Source organism: Ruegeria sp. AE4, from assembly GCF_056542185.1.
This window is the reverse complement of the sequence record NZ_JBQFZK010000012.1, coordinates 16,299-37,463: the sequence shown is the minus strand read 5'-3', so window position 1 is coordinate 37,463 and position 21,165 is coordinate 16,299. Positions and strand designations below refer to the sequence as shown.

Genomic DNA, 21,165 nt, shown 5'->3' with positions numbered 1-21,165 from the left:
AGTACGGGCCAAAGGTTGGCAACTCGACTCGCCAGAAGAAGTGAAAAGACCTCTGCCCGACCTGCCTGCCCCCCCTCATGATCTGGTTGAACACCTCAGCACTATGGGGTTGGTCAACATGTACGCGCAGTTCGAAATCCTGTATGGTGGTCGGACCAACAGGGTGTGGAAAGTGCTGGGGGACAACGGCGACAAAGTACTGAAGCTCTACAGCCCGACCTTACGCAACCCCTTGTTTCGAAATGATGCAAAGCTGGAAGCTCTCTGCCTCAAGGCGCTTGGACCGACCGGATTTGTACCAAGGCTGCGCGCCGCAGGACAGCACAGGAACGCGCATTGGGTGTTTTACGACCACGCACCCGGAACACCTTGGCGGAATGGGTCGGACAAGGTTGGTGAACTGCTGCGCAGGTTGCACTCGCTGCCCAACACCATTCCAGCGCCCGCCGGGTGTAACGGCAGCGCGGATCTGATGGCCCATGGGCACAGAATTCTGCAAGGGTGCAGGTCAGAAACCCGAAACGAACTGGCAAAACTGCAACCTTCGATATCTGTTCCTTCCACGACCAAGACTTGCCTGATCCATGGCGACCCGGTCGCTGGAAATATTCTGGTCGCGTCCCGCGGCCTGACCTTGATCGACTGGCAATGCCCGGCCTTTGGCGACCCGTGCGAAGACCTTGCGCTGTTTCTGTCCCCGGCAATGCAAAGGTTGTACCGGGGCTCACCATTGTCGGACGCGGAAGAAGTTCAGTTTCTGTCCGCCTATCGCAGACCCGAGATTGTCGCCCGTTATCAACGGCTCAAGCCATGGTATGCTTGGCGCATGGCCGCTTATTGCCTGTGGCGCGCAGAAAACGGTGCACCCGACTATTCCGAAGGGTTGAAACTGGAAATCGAAACCCTGAAACCGATTGAGTTTACCTGAGGTCGGAAAGCGCAAACAGGGCGTATGCCGGTGGCATCAATGCGCGACGCCAGCGGCCCATCGGAAACCGTTCAGGAGTTTGCCTCATCGGGGCTGGCAAGTGGGCCTCCTTGCCCAATGCCAGCCGCGCCAATGCGCGCCCGCTGTAAGTCCCCATAGCGACGCCGTTGCCATGATACGCAAATCCGGCAAACATGCCTGGCTGCTTGGGCACGGCACCGACATAAGGCATCAGGCTTCGCGAAAGGCACACCATCCCCGACCAGATATGAGTCGCCTCAACCGCTGCCCAGGCCGGGAACATGCGCTTGAAGTCCTGTTGAACCTTTGCCCGGATCGCGGCCTCGGACCGGGGCGACGACAACAAGCCGCCTCTCATTCCGAACAAAAAGCGCCCATCCGGCATCAGGCGAAAATAGTGCAGAAGATTGCGCGTGTCGTAACATATCTGGTCCGAGTTCCAGCCCTGCGCCGACAGTTCTGCCTGGCTAAGTGGGCGTGTTACCATAACCGTCGATTGCGCGGGCAAATAGCGTCCGGACATCCAATCGGGGATGTCTTCGCTGGAATACCCGTTGGTACAAATCAGCACGACCTGTGCGTTAACCTGCCCCGCGCTTGTTTGCAGCCTGAAGCCGGACGTCGTTTTTTTAATGTTCAGAACGGGGCTGTTCTGGAAGAAATTCGCTCCCAAAGCTGCCGCAGCGCTTGCCAGCCCGAACAGGTATTTCCGGGGATTGAGCCCGAAGCCAACCGGCAGAGTATACCCACCGAAAAATGCACCACCCATACCGAGCGCTGGTAATTCAGCAGCTTGGTGCAGAATGCCGGTCTCGTCCGCGTATCGGCGCAGGACATCCATCGCATGCCGCGAATGGGCCAGTTGAGTCTCACCGTTGGAATGCGTATCGGCATCTATCCGATGCCGCGCCAGTAGATCGGCAACCAGCTGGACCGCATCCTGCTCAGCCGTCTCATAGGCTTGCGCCGCTTCGCGGCCATAGCGGCGCACCATAGACTTTTGCCCAAGCTTCGATCCGCCAAGACAGCAGAAACCGCCATTGCGACCTGATGCGCCCCACCCCGGTGGGCCTGCCTCGAACACAGCTACGGAGGTCGCGTTTTCTGCCAGATGCCAAGCCGCTGAGACCCCTGTAAAGCCGCCACCGACGATGGCAACATCAACGTTCAGATCGCCCTGAAGCTCTGGCCAGTTCGGGTTTGCAATGGTTTCGTCCCACCAGCAACCACCACGAGGACCTGCGCCATAGGTGTATTCGGGAAATATCCGTTTCATTCGGTGCGCGCAGCGGCCTGCTCGTCCTGCCGTTGGCGCATCATCGCGCGTTTGGTCACAAGTGAGGCCGTGATCACCCCAACCGTCACGACCGCGATCATAATCGTCGACAGCGCGTTTATCTCGGGGCTGACGCCCAGCCGCACGGCCGAAAAGATCTTGATCGGCAGGGTCGTCGCCGACGGGCCCGATGTGAACGACGCGATAACCAGATCATCCAGCGACAATGTGAAAGCCAGCAGCCAGCCCGAGATTACCGCAGGCGCGATGATCGGCAGGGTGACCAGACCAAAGGCCTGCGCGGGTGAACAACCCAGATCCAAAGCGGCTTCTTCCAGCGATTTGTCGAATGTCACAAGCCGTGACGAGACGACAACCGAGACAAAACACATCGAAAATGTTGTGTGAGCCAGAACGATTGTCAGGATACCCCGGTCCAGCCCGATCCCGATAAACAGCAACAACAGCGACAGGCCGGTGATCACCTCGGGCATCACAAGTGGCGCGTAGATCATGCCGGAAAACAGTGTCCGGCCAAAGAACCGCTTGCCCCGAACCAGCACATAAGCGGCCGCAGTCCCCAGAATCGTTGCCAGTGTCGAAGAAAACACCGCAACCCGGACCGTGACCCACGCGGCATCCAGAAATGCCTCGTTCTGAACCAGTTCGCCATACCATTTGGTCGAAAACCCGGCCCAGACCGTGACCAGCTTGCTTTCGTTAAAGCTGAAGATGATCAGGATGATCATCGGAATATAGAGGAACGCAAAACCCAGCGTCAGCGAAACTGTATTGAACCAGCTTAATCTGTTCATCCGTCAGCCTCCGCCTGTTTCTGCTGGTTGCGCTGGAACAGCACAATGGGAACGACCAGAATAAGCAACAGCACGATCGCGACAGCACTTGCCACGGGCCAGTCTCGGTTCGAGAAAAACTCTTCCCACAGAACCTTGCCGATCATCAACGTGCCGGACCCACCCAGTAGTGACGGGATCACAAACTCACCGATCACGGGGATCATCACCAGAAAACAACCTGCGATGATGCCCGGTCTGGACAGTGGAATGGTGACCAGCCAGAAGGCTTGTGCCCTCGAGCAACCCAAATCCTCGGCCGCCTCGATCAGCGAACCATCCATGCGTTCCAATGACGAATAAATCGGCAGGATCATGAACGGAAGATAAGTGTAGACAATACCGATATAGACGGCAGTCGAGGTGTTCAGGATCGTCAAAGGCGTCGAAATGATGCCCGTCCACAGAAGCAGTTGGTTAAGGTACCCTTCATTCGACAGAATGCCCATCCACGCATAGACCCGGATCAGGAATGACGTCCAGAAAGGCAGGATCACCAGCATCATCAGTGTTGGCCGCCATTCCTCGGGCGCACGGGCCATGCCATAGGCGATGGGGTAGCCAACCAGCAAAGTCAGGAAGGTTGAGATCAAAGCGATCTTGACGCTGGACAGATACGCTTTCCAGTACAGGTCGTCCTCGGTCAGCCAGATGAAGTTTTCAAGATCAAGCTGGCTGAAGAACTCTTTGATCCCCGACCAACCAGCTGAAAAATCCAGTGTCGGTGTATAGGGCGGGATCGCAAGCGCGGTGTCCGACAGCGAAATCTTCAGAACGATGAAGAATGGCACCATGAACAGCGCCAACAGCCAGACATAAGGTATGGCGATCAGAACAGCGCGGCGCATCAGTCGGCCAGCAGGACCGCAGCCGTGGCCGTCCAGGACAGCCAGACCGGGTCTTCCCAGGTGAATGAACGGCGCGAGATGCGGCGGGTATTGGCCGTCTGCGCCTTGATGATTGTGCCGTTTGCCAACTCAACGTGGTAAGTGGACAGATTGCCCAGATACGCGATGTCATGAACCTTGCCTTGCACCGCATTCACTGCATCTGCCGGACGCTCGGCCGAGATTGTCACTTTTTCCGGGCGGATCGCCAGATGGCAAAACTGACTTTTTTCAAAGTTCTTCGCTGATGCGGCGGTCAGCGGCGCTTGCCCTTCGGCCCAGTCTACCTGATAGGTATCCTCTCCGACAGATGTCGCGCGCCCTTCGATGATGTTCACGTCCCCGATGAAATCAGCGACATAGACCGAGGCGGGGTTCTCATAAATCCGGTCCGGAGTGGCAACCTGCATAAGCTGACCCTGATCCATCACCGCCACACGGCTGGCGACTGTCATGGCCTCTTCCTGATCGTGCGTAACGATCACGAATGTGGTGCCGGTTTTTTCCTGAATATCCATCAGTTCGAATTGGGTATCCTGGCGCAACTTCTTGTCCAGCGCGCCCAGCGGTTCATCCAGCAGCAAAAGCTTGGGCGCTTTGGCAAGTGAGCGCGCCAGCGCCACACGCTGCCTCTGCCCACCCGATATCTGATGCGGTTTGCGGCGGGCGAACTGTTCAAGCCGGGTCAGGCGCAGCATCTCTTCGACCCGGTCTTCCAGATCGTGTTTGGGCATTCTGTCCCGGCGCAAGCCAAAGGCGATGTTTTCCCAGACGCTAAGATGAGGAAAAAGGGCATAGGACTGGAACATCATGTTCACGGCCCGCTTGTTGGGCGGGATCGGGTCGATATCCTTCCCCCCAAGCAGGATTTGGCCTTCGGTCGGTGTTTCGAACCCGGCCAGCATCCGCATCATCGTCGTTTTGCCACATCCAGACGGACCAAGCAGGGCAAAGAACTCTCGCTCGAAGATATCCAGAGACAGGTTGTCGATGGCAGTAAATTCACCAAAACGCTTGGTCACGTTTCGGAACTGGATCAAGGGTTTCGCCTGCGGGTCATCCCATGGCGCAAAGACGTCAGAATTCACTACGGCCCTCGTTCGAATAGCTGGAAAGAGAGGCAAGGCGGCGGCGCCGCCCTGCCGGTGCAATTCGGATCAGGTACCCGATTTGACCTTGGTCCACAGACGCGTCACGACCCGCTGTGTTTTCGCCGGATAAGGTGTCGTGATGTACAGGTTCTGCATCGTGGCATCATCCGGATAGATGGCCGGATCGCCGATCACGTCCTCTTCCAGAAATTCCTGAGACGCTTTGTTGCCATTGGCGTAATACACATAGTTCGATGCCGCCGCCATGTTGTTGGCGTCCAGAATGAAGTTAAGGAACGTGTGTGCGCCTTCGGGATTTGGAGCATCGACAGGAATTGCCATCTGGTCGAACCACATCAGTGACCCTTCGGCGAAGGGGTGATACTCGATCTCCACCCCGTTATCTGCCTCTGCGGCACGGTCGCGTGCCTGAAGGATGTCACCCGACCAGCCCACAGCAACGCAGATATCGCCGTTTGCCAGTGCATTGATGTATTCCGAGCTGTGGAATTTCTGGATATGCGGGCGGACCGCCGTCAGAACCGCTTCGGTCTTGCCAATCACGTCCGCGTCGTGGCTGTCGGGGTTTTCACCAAGGTATTGCAGCACCATGGGAATGATCTCGGCCGGGGCATCCAGGAAATGCACGCCGCAAGTGGCCAGCTTTTCCATGTTCTCGGGCTTCAAGACCAGATCCATGCTGTTCAGAGCAACGTCGTCGCCCAGAACCTCTTTGACCTTACCGACATTCACGCCGATCCCGGTTGTTCCCCACATGTAGTTGATCGAATACGCGTTGTCCGGGTCATAACCGGCGGTTCGCTCTTCGATTACATCCCAAAGGTTTCCGGCGTTCGAAAGCTTGCTTTGGTCCAGCTGCTGAAACGCGCCGGCCTGGATCTGGCGCTGAAGGAATGTACCTGACGGCACCACCACATCATAGCCCGAACCACCAGCCAGCATCTTGGTTTCCAGAACCTCGTTGCTGTCAAACACGTCATAGATCAGGGTCAGACCTGTTTCTGCTTCGAATTTGCTCAGCAGTTCTTCGTCGATGTAGTCGGACCAGTTGTAAACACGCACCTCTTCAGCAAATGCCGCCGAAGTCCCCAATGCGATGACCGCCGTCATAGTCAGCGTTTTGATTGTCATATTCTTCTCCCTGCAAGTGTACGGGTATTTTCCCGTTTTTTTGGATTTGATCAAGTTTTGCGTTTTCCCTCGATCCAGCGTATGGTTTCACGTGGCCAGTCACCTGACAAGTCAGGCTTAGTCGAAATGGGAAGAACCAATTGGATTTGATCAAAAATAAGGCATATGCGCCGTCGACCGAAGGGGGCAAACAACCCGCGCATGAGCAGGTTTACCAAACACTCAGATCACAGATTCTGTTCGGTGAACTGGTCCCAGGTCAGCCCGTCACAATCCAGGGCCTGACTGATTCGCTGGGTGTTGGGATGACTCCGGTCCGCGAAGCGATTCGCCGGTTGATCTCGGATGGAGGGTTGGTTTTCCAGGGCAATCGGCGCGTCAGTGTACCGCTGCTGAACTCGAACGATATTGAAGAGATGATCTTCGCCAGAATTTCAATAGAATCAGAGCTTTCCAGACGTGCAACCGCCAACCTGAATACGCAGGACATTGATCACCTGGAACGCCTGGACAGGCATTTGGATCGCATGATCGCCGATGGTGATGTCGGTGGCTATCTGCGTTTGAACCAAGCTTTTCACGAAACGCTGTATTCTTACGCAAACGCGCCGATCCTCAGTGATCTGGCTGAAAGACTTTGGTTGCGGTTTGGCCCCTCTTTGCGTGTTGTCTGCGGGCGCTTCGGCACACAGAGCCTTCCGGATCGGCACAAGGACATTATTGCCGCTTTGCGCGCCGGTGACGCAGAAATGACTGCAAAGGCAACCGCTCAGGACATCGAACAGGGTATGGACCTGATGGCGGAGGCATTGACGTCTGTCTGATCTAACTTGATTCGATTGACAGGAAAAAATTTGATCATATTGTGTTCGCCAACTGCGTTCTTGTAGGAGATTCTCCGATGTCTACCATCACCAACCACATGCCGACCGCCGAATTGCAGGCGCTGGATGCCGCGCATCACATTCACCCTTTCTCGGCCAATGGTGCGCTGGGGAAGGAAGGGGCGCGCGTGATCACACGTGCCAATGGTGTTTATCTGACCGACAGCGAAGGCGAGGAAATTCTGGATGCAATGGCAGGCCTGTGGTGCGTCAATATCGGATATGGGCGTGATGAGCTGGCCGATGTTGCCGCGCGCCAGATGCGCGAGCTGCCCTATTACAACACCTTCTTCAAAACGACCCACGTCCCCGCGATTGCTTTAGCCGCCAAGATTGCCGAACTGGCACCGGGCGATCTGAACCATGTCTTTTTCGCAGCAGGCGGGTCCGAGGCAAACGATACCAATATCCGCCTCGTGCGCACCTACTGGGCCCAGAAAGGCCAGCCTGACAAGAACATCATCATCAGCCGCAAGAACGCCTATCACGGCTCATCCGTGGGTTCGGCCTCGCTGGGTGGTATGGCCGGGATGCACGCGCAGGGCGGCATTCCGATCCCGAATATCCACCACATTAACCAACCCAATTGGTGGGCCGAAGGCGGCGATATGTCGCCCGAAGAATTCGGTCTGGCCCGCGCGCGCGAGCTGGAAGAGGCGATCGAAGAGTTGGGCGAAGACCGGGTCGCCGCCTTTATCGCCGAGCCGGTTCAGGGCGCAGGCGGTGTAATCGTGGCGCCCGATACATACTGGCCGGAAATTCAGCGTATCTGCGACAAGTACGATATCCTGCTGATAGCTGACGAGGTCATCTGCGGATTTGGCCGGACAGGCAACTGGTTCGGATCGGAAACCGTTGGCATCAAACCGCATATCATGACCATCGCAAAGGGCCTTAGCTCGGGCTATGCACCCATCGGCGGGTCCATCGTGAACGACGAAATCGCCGAAGTGATCGGCGGTACCGAATTCAATCACGGCTATACCTATTCCGGCCACCCGGTCGCGGCTGCCGTGGCGTTGGAGAACCTGCGCATCCTCGAAGAAGAGAAGATCGTTGAGCACGTGCGCGACGTTGCCGCCCCCTATCTGAAAGAGAAATGGGAGGCACTGGCAGATCATCCGCTGGTGGGTGAGGCCAAGATCGTTGGCATGATGGCCTCCATCGCGCTGACCCCGAACAAAGCAAGCCGCGCCAAATTCGCATCCGAACCCGGCACGGTCGGCTATATCTGCCGTGATCGGTGCTTTGCCAATAACCTGATCATGCGCCACGTCGGCGACCGGATGATCATTTCACCCCCGCTGATCCTGACACCCGCGGATATCGACGAGATGTTCGTGCGGATCTACAAGTCGCTGGACGAAGCACAGGCCGAGATCATTGCGCAAGGGCTGATGAAAGCCGCATCTTGATTTAGCGATTTATGCGTCTTCAAAGGCGGCCCATTCGGGCCGCCTTTTCTTTACCGTAACCTCTCCAGCAGGTTTGGCGTGGGGTATCCGTCCGGGACCAGCCCCTGCGCCAGTTGATACGCCCGAACGGCGTTGATCGTATTTGGCCCGGTGCGCCCGTCGACACCCTTTGTGTCAAAGCCCGCATCCGTCAGACGGGTCTGAAGTTCCTTTTTCTCGGCAAAACTCAGCACCAAGTCGCCGCGCGGCCAGTCGGATTGAAACGGTGCGCCCCCTACAAGCCGGTCAGACAGATGCCCGATGCCGATCACATATGCGTCGGCCCCGTTATACTCCTCGATCACGTTGAAATTGTCAAAAATCATCAGCGCGACGCCCTGACTTCCGGCCGGAAGCAGGATCGCGGCCTTCCCATGATCCGGCACGGCGGTGCCATCCCGCGCCACGACACCCCGTGCGGCCCATTCGGACGGCGTCAGCGTAAAATCACGACGGGCTGAGGCGTAATCGAAATCGGTGGGCAGACGCACCTCCACGCCCCACGGCTGACCCCTGGTCCAACCATGCCGCGCCAGATAAGACGCCGCCGAAGCCAGCGCATCCGTCGGGTCATCCGACCAGATGTCCCGCCGGCCATCACCGTCAAAATCCACCGCGTGATCCAGATATGACGTGGGCATGAATTGTGTATGCCCCATTGCGCCCGCCCAACTGCCAAGCATGTTGCCGGCGCTGATATCGCCAGCCTGCACAATCCGCAGGGCAGCGACCAACTGCGTTTCAAAGAATTGTGCCCGCCGCGCATCAAAGGCTAGCGTTGCCAATGAACGAAGCGTTGGACTGCTGCCGCGATAAGACCCGAAAGAGGTTTCAAGCCCCCAGATGGCAGCGACCACCTCTTTTTCGACACCGTATTCAGCCTCGATCCGGTTCAACACCTGCCGATGCCGCTGCATGGCCGCACGCCCGTTCGACAGGCGCGTTTCCGACACTGCGGTCTCAAGATACTCCCAGATGGGTTTCGAAAACTCGGCCTGATTGCGATCCCGTTCCAGGACATCTTCGTCATAGCTCATCCCCGAGAACACCTGATTCAGTGTTCCCTGCGAAATACCCTGCCGTCGCGCACGGCCCTGAAAGGCGCCGAGCCAAGACTGAAACCGTGCCTTTGTCGCAGAAGCCACGGGCAAGGCCTCAATCAACGGGCGCGGGACCGGACGGATCGAAACGGTTACATCCGCCGAAGCCAGTTGCAGCACATCGCGCGATTTCCCGCCGTCTGCCCATCTGGAGTTTTCTGTTGTTTCCGCCTGCACTATGGATGCCCACAATGCGACGGTCATGACGCCGCCTACGCATTTTCGCATTCCGTTTTTTCCTGATTACTGCTCGACCACAGGGTAGCGCAAAATCGGAAATTCACAAAGTGCTCAGACGTTCGCCTCACGCTCCTGCGCAGCACGCTCTGCCCGAATGCGTTCCAATGCCTCGCGCAGCAGGGGCACGCGGTTCGGCCTGAAGCTTTGTTCGGTCACTGACATGTCCTGCAACCGATCCAACCGGAAAACGCGGAAATCCTGTCGCAGGTGGCACCAGCCCAACAACACGTTCGAGTGATCCAGATAGACGATACTCAACGGGTTGACGCGCCTGTGCGTAGCATCGCCTTTCGCATCTGTATAGAAAAACTCGACCGCGCGCTCATCCCACGTCGCCTGCCGCAGAGTGGCCACGTCAATCGAGGGTTCAGGCGGGCGGTTGAATCGCGTAGCCGCCAGAACCGCATGGCTGAGCCGATGGGACTGGCGTTGCGGCAAGCGTCCCTGAAGTTTCCGCAGGGCCGTACCCGCCGCGCCCGACAAAGCCGGATCGCCAATCACCTGAACTTCGCGCAGGCCCAGAACCAACGCTTCAAGCTCATCATCAGTGAACCCCAATGGGGGCAGGGTCGCGTCCTCGATCAGGGTAAAGCCAAACCCCGCTTCGCCGTCGATCACGGCACCCAGTCCGCGCAATGCATCAATATCCCGATGAATTGTTCGGGCCGAAACACCCAAATCCTGCGCCAACTGTTCGGATGTTCTGGGCGAAGGACCAGAACGCAGGGCTTGCATCAGTTGGAACAATCGGGCGGTGCGGGACATGATGTACAATAGCTTACCCCTAATGACAGAAAATGTCATTAGGTCCCGATACTCAGTCAGCACACAATGACACGGAGCCTCATAATGCTGACCCTTCTCACCTTCCCCTCTGCCTTCGGCCTGTTCAGTGCCAGCCCCTTCTGCGTCAAGACAGCATTGATGCTTCAGCAGTCCGGTCAGACTTGGCAACGCTCGGATATGCTTGACCCCCGCAAGATGCCCCACCAGAAGCTGCCCGTTTTGCGGACGCCGGAACGCCTGGTTCCGGACAGCGACCTGATCCGCGAATGGTTGGAACAGCAGGGCGCGGATTTCGACAAAGGGTTGACGGATGTCGAAAAGGCGCAGTCCCGCGCACTGGTGCGCATGGCCGAAGAGCATCTGTATTTTCACATCGTTCTGGATCGTTGGGGCAATGACGAAGTCTGGCCAGTCTTACGCGATACGTTCTTTACCGGAATTCCGGCGTTGATCCGGAAACCGGCATCCAATGCGATCCGGAAATCCGTTCTGAAGGGGATTACGTCACAGGGAATCGGGCGGTTTTCGCTGTCCGAACGGTTGGACCGGATCGAACGTGACCTCGAGGCGATCTCAGCCTATCTGTGGCAATCCTCTTTCCTGCTTGGGGACCGTCCGACATCGGCTGACATGAGCGTTGGTCCAATGCTTGCCGCGATGCGCGCCACACCTGCGGACACCCCCCTGACCCGCCGGATCAAACAGGATAACCTGCTGAACAGCTACGTGGACCGGTTGGAACAGGCGATACCAATTGCATGAAACCCTTTGAGAACCCTTTGGTCGCTTCGGCCTTTGAGACCCTGCCCCCGCAAACCCGTGCGGGGGCGCTGGCCTTGCGGGAGCTTGTGTTTGACACGGCAGCCTCTCTGCCTGCCGTCCGCACGGTGCGAGAGGAACTGCGCTGGGGTCAGCCCGCCTATCTTGCGCCCAAAGGGTCAACGATCCGGCTGGGCGCGCACAAATCGGCAAGTTTCGCCTTGTTTGTGCACTGTCAGAGCCGGTTGATAAGCGATTTCACTTCCGCCTTTCCGGCCGAGGACCGGATCGATGGGACCCGTTCCGTTCTGTTTGATGACACCGCACAAATCGATCCAACACGCCACGGATGGCTGATTGCCCGCGCGTTAACCTATCACCTCTGACGGCGCCTGCGTTCGACCTTGCGCTTGATCTTGTCTTTCTTGCGCTTGGTGCTGATCGCTTTGCGCCGGGATGATCGCCCTTTTGGCCCATGTCCACGCGGCAGGGCCTGGTCGTCAATGGACAGCAGCTCCAGCTCCAACCCACCGGTCACAGGTGTCGCTTCGGTCAGTCGAACGGTGACACGTTGGCCGATGGCGATAATCAGCCCCGTGTCCGCCCCCATAAGTGTCCCGGCCTCGCGGTCGAAATGGAAGAACTCGCGCCCCAATGATCGCACCGGAACCAAGCCATCCGCGCCGGTTTCGTCCATTTTGACAAATGCACCAAACCGGGCAATGCCGCTGATCCGGCCTGTGAACTCATTGCCAACCCGCTCGCTGAGATACGCGGCCAGATAACGGTCAGTCGTGTCCCGTTCAGCCATCATGGATCGGCGTTCGGTATCTGAAATATGAGTCGCCGTTTCTTCGAGCCGGGTAATCTCGTCTTCGGTCAAACCGTCCGTGCCCCAACCGTGGGCTGAGATCAGCGACCGATGCACGACCAAGTCGGCATAGCGCCGGATCGGCGAGGTGAAATGCGCGTAGTTCCGCAGCGCCAGCCCGAAATGGCCGAAGTTTTCTGGGTTGTAATAGGCCTGTGCCATCGACCGCAGGGTGGTCAGGTTGATCAGTTCCGCATCCTCGGTCCCGGCGGCGGCGTTCAGCAGCGCATTCAGGTGGCTGGTTTGCAGCACCTGCCCCTTGGCAAGGTTCAATCCGGCGGCCTGCGCCGTTTCACGCAGGCTTTCCAGCTTCTCGGGCGCGGGTTCCTCGTGCACACGAAACAGCAGCGGACGGCGCTTGGCGATCAGTGTCTCGGCAGCCGAAACATTGGCGAGGATCATGAACTCTTCGATCAACCGATGCGCATCCAACCGGTCGCGGAACGCCACGCTTTCAACATGACCCGTCTCGCTGAGCACGATCTTACGCTCGGGCAGGTCCAGTTCCAGTGGCTGTCGCACAGCCCGCGCTTTCTTTAGCGCGGCATAGGCGGCATAAAGCGGTTTCAAGACCGTCTCCAGCAATGGCCCAGTGCGGTCGTTCGGGTTGCCGTCGATGGCCTCCTGCACTTCGGCATAGTTCAGTGACGCAACCGAACGCATCAACCCCCGCACAAAACGATGACCAATCTTGTTACCGTCCGCGTCAATCTGCATCCGCACAGCGACACAGGCGCGCGGGACACCTTCATGCAGGGAACACAGATCACCCGACAGCCGATCAGGCAGCATCGGCACCACACGGTCAGGGAAATAACTTGAATTGCCCCGCTTGCGCGCCTCGCGGTCCAGGGCCGAGCCGGGCAGCACATAAGCAGCAACATCGGCGATAGCGACCCAGATCACATGTCCACCAGGGTTCTTGGGGTCTTCATCCGCGTGCGCGTAACAGGCATCATCACGATCGCGCGCATCCGAAGGGTCGATGGTCAGCAGCGGCATGTCCCGCAGGTCCTCGCGGCCCTTCAGGCCAACGGGTTTGGCATTGTCTGCTTCAGCAATGACCTTGTCGGGAAAGTCATCCGGGATACCGTGCTGGTGGATCGCGATCAGCGAAACAGCCTTGGGCGCGGTCGGATCACCCAACCGTTCAACAATGCGCGCACGCGGCAGGCCCATGCGATTTTTCGGCCCGGCCTGTTCGGCCTCGACCAATTCGCCGTCTTTGGCACCATGCACCGCGCCATCGGCAACCAGCCATTCAGTCTGGCCCGCCTTGTCGATAGGGACGATTCTGCCCCCTTCGGCCCCTTTGCGGAATATGCCCACGATCTTGCGCGGGTTGGTCCCGATTCGGCGGATCAGGCGGGCTTCGTAATTGTGATCTTCTTCGTGCACGACGGTCAGGCGGGCCAGAATGCGGTCACCCTCACCCAGGGCCGGGTCGCTGGCCCGCGCGATGATCAGAACGATGGGCTCGACCCCTTCGCCATGCCATTCCAGTGGTCGGGCAAACAGATCACTATCGGCATTCGGGGCCTTCACTTGCAAAACACTGACAGGCGGAAGGCGGTCCGGGTCGCGATAGCTGCGCTTGCGTTTTTCAAGATGCCCTTCGGCCTCAAGCTCTTTGAGGATGCGCTTGAGGTCAATACGATCCGCGCCCTTAATGCCAAAGGCTTTGGCGATATCGCGTTTCGAGGTCAGGGTGGGGTTCGCCGAGATCCAGTCAAGGACCTCCTGCTTGGTAGGGATGCGAGTCATCCTTCCGGCGTAGCACGCGTTTGCGACCGCGTCATGACCAAAAAATCTCAGGGCTTCAGATCAGCGACCGTATCCACATCGCGCAGCTGGTCCAGCAGGGTCACACGGCAGTTTGGGATCGAGGCAAGTGTGTCGGCCAAAGCATGTTCTGTCGACCAGCGCACATCGCGGAACAGACCTGCGGGCAACGCGCTGTAGCGCTGCGCACCGACCAGCCAATAACCGCCATCCGGCGCGGGGCCGAACACCATCCGGCATCGCCCAAGCGCACCAAAAGCACGAGCAATATGTGCACGCGAAATGCCCGGAATATCCGCTCCGATCAGGCAAACCGGCCCCTTGGGCATTCCGCGCAACATCCGGCTCATCCGGTCACCCAGATCGCCGGACCCCTGCGGCACGCGCGGCAGATCAACGGGCCAAATACGGCTTGCAAGACCTTCGGCATCGGGCGACACGGCCAGCACGATCTGCCAGCGGGGATCACGCAGCTTTCGGATCAAAGCGCGGGTCTGGTGCCGAAACCACCACGCGGCGCCAACCATGCCGATGTCACGCCCAAGCCGCGTCTTGACACGGCCCGGTCTGGGTTCCTTGACCATGATCACCAATGTGCGTTGCATGGATCAGGCGAAATAATCCGTCAGGATACGGGTATAGATCGATTTGAGCTGCTCGATCTGCGCAACCTCAACACACTCGTCCACCTGATGCATCGTGCGCCCGACCAAGCCGAACTCCACCACCGGGCAATGGTCTTTGACAAAGCGCGCGTCCGAGGTGCCGCCGGTTGTCGACAGCTCAGGCGTAACGCCGGTTTCGGCTTCGACCGCTTTGGCCACCAGATCCGACAAAGGCCCCGGCGGGGTCAGAAAACTTTCACCCGAAATACTGATCGTGACACCGATTTCGACACCGTACTGAGCTGCCACCAGATCCGCTTCTGACTGCAACCAGTCACTCAGGCTGGCTCCGGAATGCAGATCGTTAAAGCGGATGTTGACCGCGCCGCTGCATTGCGCCGGGATCACGTTGGTCGCGGCGTTTCCAGTGTCGATGGTGACAACAGCCAGCGTGGAGGCGTCGAAATGGTCCGTGCCCTGATCCAGTTCATGGCTGGCAAGCCGATCCATCAGCCGCGCCATGGCGGGCAGCGGGTTTTTGGCCCGATGGGGATAAGCCGAATGCCCCTGCACACCTGTAATCTTAAACCACGCAGTCATTGAGCCCCGACGACCGATCTTGATCATCTCACCCATTTTGTTCGGGCATGTTGGCTCTCCTACCAGACAGACCGACATACGCTCACCCGCGCCTTTCATGTAATCGAGAAGCGCAGTGGTGCCGTCCAACGCATCGCCTTCCTCATCACCGGTAATTGTCAGGACAATTGCCCCATCCGGAGGGGTGTCACGCACGAAATCCATTGCCGCAGCCGCAAAAGCCGCAACTCCGGATTTCATATCGGTAGTGCCGCGCCCAAACATCACCCCATCCCGCACTTCGGCCCCGAAGGGCGGCGCAGTCCAGGCAGCTTCGTCGCCGACAGGGACGACGTCCGTGTGACCATTGAATCCGAAACTGCGCGCATGACCTTTCTGCCCCCAACGCGCGAAAAGGTTGCTGATGCCGCCGCGATCAACGCGCGTGCATTCGAAACCTGCCTCCGACAGCACCGCCTCAAGCAAAACAAGTGCTCCGCCTTCTGAGGGTGTGACCGAAGGGCAACGGATCAGTTCGGCTGTCAATTGGACGGGATCAGTCATGCGGGGGCCTCTGGAACTGTGTCTGACGCGGGTTCGCGCACAGATTCAACGATTTGGCCGGTTTTCCAACCCCAATCCGTAAAAAACGGTCATCCGAATATTTAGATATCAAAGCGACACCCCAATAAAACATGACACTTTACCCTGCGACCACCTTGCCGCCCGCCACAAATTCGCGTTACAGGGCCGCGAAACAGGTGAATTGAATATGAAGCGCGCCTTCTTCGCACTGATCTGCCTGACTTTCGCCGTCATCGCACAGCAAAGCCTGGCACAGTCCCTTTCGGTCACAACCGTGACCCGCCCGCCATTTTCCTATGTCGAGGATGGCGACGAAACCGGCTTCTCTATGGATTTGCTGGCGGCTTTGGCCGAGGCTCTGAACTGGGACTACACGGTCAACCGCGTCGAGGCGTTTTCTGACATGTTGGGTGCCGTGCAGAGCGGATCTGCAGACCTTGCCATCGCCAATATCTCGATCACCGCCCTGCGTGAAACGCAAATGGATTTCTCTCAGCCGATCTTCGAAGCGGGTCTTCAGATCATGGTACCCTCGGACGCGGTACGAAAACCATCGCTGTTGCAGGCCCTGCTCTCGAAAGAACTGTTCATCGCCATAGGGCTGGCCTTTGCCATTCTCCTCGGTGGCGGCATGTTGATGTGGAGCTTTGAACGCCGCGCCCAACCCTATTTCGACCGCGACTTGAACGAAGCGTGGTTCCCATCGTTCTGGTGGGCGCTGAACTTGGTTGTGAATGGCGGGTTCGAAGAGCGAATGCCGCGCACTCCGTTCGGTCGAATGTTGGGTGTCGTGCTGGTGGTGTCATCCTTGTTCATCGTTTCGGTGTTCACCGCCCGCATCACCTCGGTCATGACTGTGGACGCCATTACCGGCAGCGTGAATTCGGTGAACGACCTGTACGGCAAGACTGTCGGGACAATATCAGGGTCGACTGCGGCAAGTTTTCTGAACCGGCGCGAGATCGAGTTTACCAGCTATCCGGGGCTGAATGAGATGCTGGACGCTTTCAAGGCCGAAGATCTGGATGCCGTCGTATTCGACGCGCCGATCCTGTCCTATTTTGCGGCCCATGAAGGGCGGCGCATTGCGTCGATGACAGGTGGTGTTTTCCTGCGCGAAAACTACGGCATCGCTTTCCCGACCGGATCACCTCTGGTCGAGGATGTCAACCAGGCATTGCTTGGCTTGCGCGAAGACGGAACCTATGACGAAATCTATCGCAAGTGGTTCGGATCGCGGAACTAGGCCTGCGCCTCGTCTCCGAAAAACGGTGTCATCTGCGCGACGATCACTGCGTTTTCATCCAATGCTCTTTGCATCAGCGCACGTTCGTCCGCCTCGATATCGTGACCTTGCGCTTCACGCTCGGCCAATGTGCCGTATCCGGTGACATCCAGCGGTGCGGTGTCGGCCTGCTTCAGGATCGCGACCGTCTCACGCACGGCCTCGGCCTCATCCACGCCGCTGGCATAGCACATTAGCGCCGCGCCGGTCGCCCCATCGGGCAGCCCGTCGCCCTCCTTGCGGCCAATCTGGACCAGAAGGGTATAGACTTGCTGACGCGAGGGTTTCTTTTGCTTCTCCATGCACCGGGCCATAGCCCCGCGCCAGTTCGCGGTCAAGCAGCCAACAATTGCAGGAGCCCCGCCTTGCCCCCATAGTACCCGGAATAAACCGATCCCGAATACAAAGGACGCCTTCATGCCCTACCCAGATTTCATAGCGAGTTTTCCCAGCCTCGACGTACCGTTCCCCGACGACGTGGTGCAAACGGCCGTGATCCGGTCGGATGCAGGATTGGTGGCGTTCTTTACGTTTCTTCAGGATTTCGAATTGCCCTTACATTCTCACAAAGCCCAATGGGGCATAGTGGTGGAGGGTGAGATTGAATTGACCATCGACGGGCAGACCCGGACCTACCGCTCGGGCGACAGTTATTCGATCCCATCAGGCGTGGAACATGGCGGCAAAATCAAGGCTGGCACACGGGTCATAGATGTTTTCGAGGAACCGGACCGATATCCGATCAAGGGATAAGCTGGGTGAGAGACTCAGTGAACGCGAGTCTCGGCCTCCCTCATTGATTGAAGGCCTCCGGCCTGAAAAGCTGTTGAGTTGAATCCGGCACTTTTGCGCCAGTCTTCCTCTTCATTTTGGGCCAATTCCCGCTAGCCGGGACACGACGCCAGCAATTCACAACTAAGCGTCGATGCCGGCCCTACGCTGCGGGTACTGCATAAGTCATTTTCAAAGGAGAGTTGAGATGAGTGTTCTGTCCAGATTGATGACAACAACAGCAAGCGTGATTGTACTTTCCGGTATACCGGCTGTTGCAATTCTGTCCTTTGTAACAAGTGATGCTGCTTATGCCCAAGAAGCGGGCGGTGAAGGCGGCGAAACCACCGGTGGCGGCGAGGCCGAAGGCGGCGCGCAGACCGAAGGCGGAGGTGAATCCGGCAGCGATGGTGAGGCCGAAGGTGGCAGTGACACCGAGGGCGGTAGCGATTCCGAAGGCGGTAGTGAGGCCGAAAGCGGAGGCGAATCCGGCGGCGATGGTGAATCCGGAGGTGGCAGTGAAGCCGATGGCGGCGGCGAGGCCGAAGGCGGTGGTGCGGAAACCAATGCAGGAAGCACAGAAGTGGAAGCCATGCAGGGTGAGAGCCGCTAAGCAGCACTTCAAGGCAGGCTAGGACCACAAGCTTGGTATCTGCCTTAGCCGACCTGACCCAAAGAACAAATAAGGCCGGAGCGTAACTGCTCCGGCCTTATGACATTCCCAGAACGATCAGTCCCGCAGCAATTCGTTGATGCCCGTTTTCGAGCGGGTCTTTTCGTCGACCCGCTTCACGATCACAGCGCAATAGAGGCTGACGTTGTTCTTCGACGGCATGGAACCCGCGACCACAACCGAATAGGGCGGAACCTCGCCATACATGACTTCTCCGGTTTTGCGGTCCACGATCTTAGTGGACTTACCAATGAACACGCCCATCCCCAGAACCGAGCCTTCGCGGACGATACATCCCTCGACCACTTCCGAGCGCGCGCCGATAAAGCAATTGTCTTCAATGATGGTGGGGCCAGCCTGCATCGGCTCAAGCACTCCGCCAATACCAACGCCGCCCGACAGGTGCACATTCTTGCCGATCTGTGCGCAGGATCCGACGGTGGCCCAGGTATCAACCATCGTGCCTTCGTCAACATAGGCCCCAAGGTTCACGAAAGACGGCATCAGCACCACGCCCGGTGCAATATATGCCGACTTGCGAACCACACAGTTTGGAACCGCGCGGAACCCGGCAGACCGCCACTGGTTTTCACCCCAACCGGCGAACTTGCTGTCCACCTTGTCCCACCAGCCGCCGTCCTGCGGACCGCCAGGCTGGATTTCCATGTCCTTGATACGGAAGCCCAGCAGAACCGCCTTTTTGGCCCATTGATTCACCTGCCAGTCACCGGTTTCCAGCTTTTCCGCCACGCGCAGCGAGCCACTGTCCAGCGCATTCAGCGTATCCTCGATCGCCTCGCGCTGCTCGCCTGCGGTGGCGGGCGTGATTGTCTCGCGTGCCTCCCAGGCGGCTTCGATGGCGGCTTCCAGTTGCGCGTTGGACATGGGGTGTCTCCCTACAGAATCTGTTCACGTTGATTTGGCCTATACGCAAGCCGGACCCATGGCGCAATGCGACGTAGACGGGCCCAATTGCGTCTGAGGCAGAGGGTCATCAGCTCGCGCGCCGAATATGGCGGGTCAGGATCGCCGTTGCTGTGGCCATTTCCTTGCGCTTCAAAGCCCGCACAATGGCCGCATGATCCGTGTCAGCCCGTTGCACCCATTTCAACCGCCATTGCGCGAACAGATGGCGTGCGCTTGCAATATGCAGATCGTCGATTGCGTGCAAAAGCCGAGGCAGCCCGCAAGGCGTCAGAATGGCGCGATGGAACGTTCTGTTCAGAGCCTCCCATTGCGGCATCGACTGCGCCTCATCACAGGCGATGCGTGCGTTTTCGATCTTTTCCAACGCGACCGGAGACATGTTTTGCATCGATTGCTGCAACGCCAGCGTTTCCAAGGCCACCCGCATTTCGATCACCTCCCGAACTTCTGCCGGGTCCAGCGCCGTAACCCGCATTCCCTTGCGCGGTTCATGCCGGGCCAACCCATGCGCCTCAAGCCGCAACAAGGCTTCGCGCACCGGAACATGGCTGGTGTCGAAGGTTCGGGCAATATGGTCTTGCCGCAGCTTTTCACCAGCTGCCAGCTCTCCGGTGATGATCCGCTGGCTGAGGCTTTGGTAAATCGTGTCGGAAATCATTGCAGTCATGGATTATAGATAAAATCCACCATCCACATCCACAACCCGATAATTCACCCAGCGAACGGGTCCGGCGCAATATTTGCACCGCACACCAGAACACCCACGCGTTCACCCTGTTCGGGTCGATACGCACCCGAGGTCAAGGCGGCCAATGCGGTCGCGCCGGCAGGTTCTACCAGAATGCGATGCGCGCGCCAAAGCGCCTGTTGTGCCGCCGCGATGGCATCGTCTGACACCAGAACCGAACTCATACCCTGCGCCAGTTCAAAACAGATTTCGCCGATCCGCCGCGCGCCCAGCGCGTTTGCGGCGATGCCCGACACGGAAACATCAACCGGCTCACCAGCGCACAACGCAGCATTCAACGCACAGGACGTTTCCGGCTCGACCGCCACAACCTTGCGCACGCCACCGAACCAGGCCAGCGCCCCGGCGATCAGCCCGCCGCCGCCAACAGCGACCAGTACCGTATCCGCCTGCAAGCCCTGGGCGTCCCATTCGGCAAAACAGGTCCCTTGCCCCGCCACCGTGGCCGGGGCGTCATAAGCATGGATCTGCATTGCACCCGTCATTTCCTCATGCTCTTGCGCTGCGGTCAGCGCGTTTGCGTATTCACCGGAAACAACGCTCAGGTCGGCACCGGTTTGCCGGATCAGTGCGATCTTGGACGGACCCGCCAGTTCCGGCACAAATATCTTTGCAGGATACCCCAGCGTCTGCGCTGCATAAGCTGCCGCCGCACCATGATTGCCACCGGATGCGGCGACCACACCCGCAGCCGGCACATCCGAGCTGAGCAGCGTATTGAACGCACCCCGCGCCTTGAAACTGCCGGTATGCTGCATGTGCTCGAGTTTCAGTTCAACCGGATAGCCGGGAATGTTGCTTTCCATAACCGGGGTCACCTGCGCATATCCCGCGATGCGGTCCCGTGCTGCCGATATTTCACTTTTCCAATTCATTCTCGTCTTTCCGTGACTGGCACTCTGCCCGC

General features: G+C 58.3%; 22 protein-coding genes. 8 read left to right on the top strand and 14 right to left on the bottom strand.

Annotated elements, in window-relative coordinates; translation table 11 throughout:
* The first annotated feature begins 40 nt into the window (after positions 1 to 40).
* On the top strand, positions 41 to 928 hold the full coding sequence (locus ACR0EK_RS14530) for a phosphotransferase (RefSeq protein WP_480871147.1): 888 nt from the start codon (positions 41 to 43) through the stop codon (positions 926 to 928).
* On the opposite strand, the gene ACR0EK_RS14525 is transcribed toward ACR0EK_RS14530, so the two are convergent.
* From ACR0EK_RS14525 to ACR0EK_RS14505, 5 genes are all read right to left on the bottom strand, one after another.
* Complete coding sequence (locus tag ACR0EK_RS14525) at positions 921 to 2,225, bottom strand: NAD(P)/FAD-dependent oxidoreductase (RefSeq protein WP_480900477.1); 1,305 nt, start codon at positions 2,223 to 2,225, stop codon at positions 921 to 923. The genes ACR0EK_RS14530 and ACR0EK_RS14525 overlap by 8 nt on opposite strands.
* On the bottom strand, positions 2,222 to 3,040 hold the full coding sequence (locus ACR0EK_RS14520; RefSeq protein ID WP_480474178.1) for an ABC transporter permease: 819 nt from the start codon (positions 3,038 to 3,040) through the stop codon (positions 2,222 to 2,224). Before ACR0EK_RS14520 ends, ACR0EK_RS14525 begins: the two co-directional genes overlap by 4 nt.
* Entirely contained in the window at positions 3,037 to 3,927 is an 891-nt protein-coding gene (locus tag ACR0EK_RS14515; protein ID WP_480484141.1) for an ABC transporter permease subunit, read from the bottom strand. Before ACR0EK_RS14515 ends, ACR0EK_RS14520 begins: the two co-directional genes overlap by 4 nt.
* Complete coding sequence (locus ACR0EK_RS14510) at positions 3,927 to 5,054, bottom strand: ABC transporter ATP-binding protein (protein ID WP_480484142.1); 1,128 nt, start codon at positions 5,052 to 5,054, stop codon at positions 3,927 to 3,929. The genes ACR0EK_RS14515 and ACR0EK_RS14510 overlap by 1 nt, the downstream gene beginning before the upstream one ends.
* Before the next feature lie 69 nt (positions 5,055 to 5,123).
* A complete protein-coding gene (locus ACR0EK_RS14505) occupies positions 5,124 to 6,209 on the bottom strand; it encodes a polyamine ABC transporter substrate-binding protein (protein WP_267363696.1) in 1,086 nt (361 codons plus the stop codon).
* Between the two features lie 140 nt (positions 6,210 to 6,349).
* On the opposite strand from ACR0EK_RS14505, the gene ACR0EK_RS14500 reads away from it, so the two are divergent.
* Complete coding sequence (locus ACR0EK_RS14500) at positions 6,350 to 7,033, top strand: GntR family transcriptional regulator (protein WP_480900479.1); 684 nt, start codon at positions 6,350 to 6,352, stop codon at positions 7,031 to 7,033.
* Between the two features lie 77 nt (positions 7,034 to 7,110).
* Entirely contained in the window at positions 7,111 to 8,508 is a 1,398-nt protein-coding gene (locus ACR0EK_RS14495; protein WP_480900481.1) for an aspartate aminotransferase family protein, read from the top strand.
* Positions 8,509 to 8,558: 50 nt separating this feature from the next.
* On the opposite strand, the gene ACR0EK_RS14490 is transcribed toward ACR0EK_RS14495, so the two are convergent.
* On the bottom strand, positions 8,559 to 9,851 hold the full coding sequence (locus ACR0EK_RS14490) for a lytic murein transglycosylase (RefSeq protein ID WP_480900483.1): 1,293 nt from the start codon (positions 9,849 to 9,851) through the stop codon (positions 8,559 to 8,561).
* Between the two features lie 87 nt (positions 9,852 to 9,938).
* Positions 9,939 to 10,652 carry a helix-turn-helix transcriptional regulator gene (locus tag ACR0EK_RS14485; protein ID WP_480774114.1) on the bottom strand — a complete coding sequence of 238 codons (714 nt, stop codon included), beginning with the start codon at positions 10,650 to 10,652 and terminating at the stop codon, positions 9,939 to 9,941.
* Between the two features lie 84 nt (positions 10,653 to 10,736).
* Here ACR0EK_RS14485 and ACR0EK_RS14480 point away from each other — a divergent pair, with 84 nt between their 5' ends.
* The gene (locus ACR0EK_RS14480) at positions 10,737 to 11,435 is read left to right on the top strand and encodes a glutathione S-transferase family protein (RefSeq protein ID WP_480900485.1); all 699 of its coding nucleotides are present in this window, start codon (positions 10,737 to 10,739) and stop codon (positions 11,433 to 11,435) included.
* On the top strand, positions 11,432 to 11,818 hold the full coding sequence (locus ACR0EK_RS14475; protein ID WP_480871153.1) for a DUF1801 domain-containing protein: 387 nt from the start codon (positions 11,432 to 11,434) through the stop codon (positions 11,816 to 11,818). The genes ACR0EK_RS14480 and ACR0EK_RS14475 overlap by 4 nt, the downstream gene beginning before the upstream one ends.
* Here ACR0EK_RS14475 and rnr read toward each other — a convergent pair.
* From rnr to dapE, 3 genes are read right to left on the bottom strand one after another with little or no spacing between them, the layout of a single operon-like run.
* Positions 11,809 to 14,067 carry a ribonuclease R gene (gene rnr / locus ACR0EK_RS14470; protein ID WP_480967895.1) on the bottom strand — a complete coding sequence of 753 codons (2,259 nt, stop codon included), beginning with the start codon at positions 14,065 to 14,067 and terminating at the stop codon, positions 11,809 to 11,811. The two genes, ACR0EK_RS14475 and rnr, sit on opposite strands and share 10 nt — an antisense overlap.
* Positions 14,068 to 14,114: 47 nt before the next feature.
* Positions 14,115 to 14,690 (bottom strand): TIGR04282 family arsenosugar biosynthesis glycosyltransferase, encoded by a 576-nt coding sequence (locus ACR0EK_RS14465; RefSeq protein ID WP_480900488.1) that lies wholly within the window; start codon positions 14,688 to 14,690, stop codon positions 14,115 to 14,117.
* 3 nt (positions 14,691 to 14,693) lie between these two features.
* On the bottom strand, positions 14,694 to 15,833 hold the full coding sequence (gene dapE, locus ACR0EK_RS14460) for a succinyl-diaminopimelate desuccinylase (protein WP_480900491.1): 1,140 nt from the start codon (positions 15,831 to 15,833) through the stop codon (positions 14,694 to 14,696).
* Between the two features lie 208 nt (positions 15,834 to 16,041).
* Here dapE and ACR0EK_RS14455 point away from each other — a divergent pair, with 208 nt between their 5' ends.
* Positions 16,042 to 17,100 carry a transporter substrate-binding domain-containing protein gene (locus ACR0EK_RS14455; RefSeq protein WP_480484152.1) on the top strand — a complete coding sequence of 353 codons (1,059 nt, stop codon included), beginning with the start codon at positions 16,042 to 16,044 and terminating at the stop codon, positions 17,098 to 17,100.
* Here the strand turns inward: ACR0EK_RS14455 and ACR0EK_RS14450 are convergent.
* On the bottom strand, positions 17,097 to 17,441 hold the full coding sequence (locus ACR0EK_RS14450; protein WP_209598381.1) for a hypothetical protein: 345 nt from the start codon (positions 17,439 to 17,441) through the stop codon (positions 17,097 to 17,099). The two genes, ACR0EK_RS14455 and ACR0EK_RS14450, sit on opposite strands and share 4 nt — an antisense overlap.
* A gap of 115 nt (positions 17,442 to 17,556) precedes the next feature.
* Between ACR0EK_RS14450 and ACR0EK_RS14445 the strand changes: the two genes are divergently transcribed.
* Entirely contained in the window at positions 17,557 to 17,892 is a 336-nt protein-coding gene (locus ACR0EK_RS14445; protein WP_480774119.1) for a cupin domain-containing protein, read from the top strand.
* A 226-nt stretch (positions 17,893 to 18,118) separates the two neighbouring features.
* A complete protein-coding gene (locus tag ACR0EK_RS14440; RefSeq protein ID WP_480774120.1) occupies positions 18,119 to 18,523 on the top strand; it encodes a hypothetical protein in 405 nt (134 codons plus the stop codon).
* A gap of 117 nt (positions 18,524 to 18,640) precedes the next feature.
* Here ACR0EK_RS14440 and dapD read toward each other — a convergent pair whose 3' ends face one another.
* From dapD to ACR0EK_RS14425, 3 genes are all read right to left on the bottom strand, one after another.
* Entirely contained in the window at positions 18,641 to 19,468 is an 828-nt protein-coding gene (gene dapD / locus ACR0EK_RS14435; protein WP_480967894.1) for a 2,3,4,5-tetrahydropyridine-2,6-dicarboxylate N-succinyltransferase, read from the bottom strand.
* A gap of 109 nt (positions 19,469 to 19,577) precedes the next feature.
* Positions 19,578 to 20,177, bottom strand: a complete 600-nt coding sequence (locus tag ACR0EK_RS14430; protein ID WP_209598385.1) for a GntR family transcriptional regulator — start codon at positions 20,175 to 20,177, stop codon at positions 19,578 to 19,580.
* A 44-nt stretch (positions 20,178 to 20,221) separates the two neighbouring features.
* Positions 20,222 to 21,133: a threonine/serine dehydratase gene (locus ACR0EK_RS14425; protein WP_480967893.1), complete on the bottom strand. Its 912-nt coding sequence runs from the start codon at positions 21,131 to 21,133 to the stop codon at positions 20,222 to 20,224.
* Between the last annotated feature and the right edge of the window lie 32 nt (positions 21,134 to 21,165).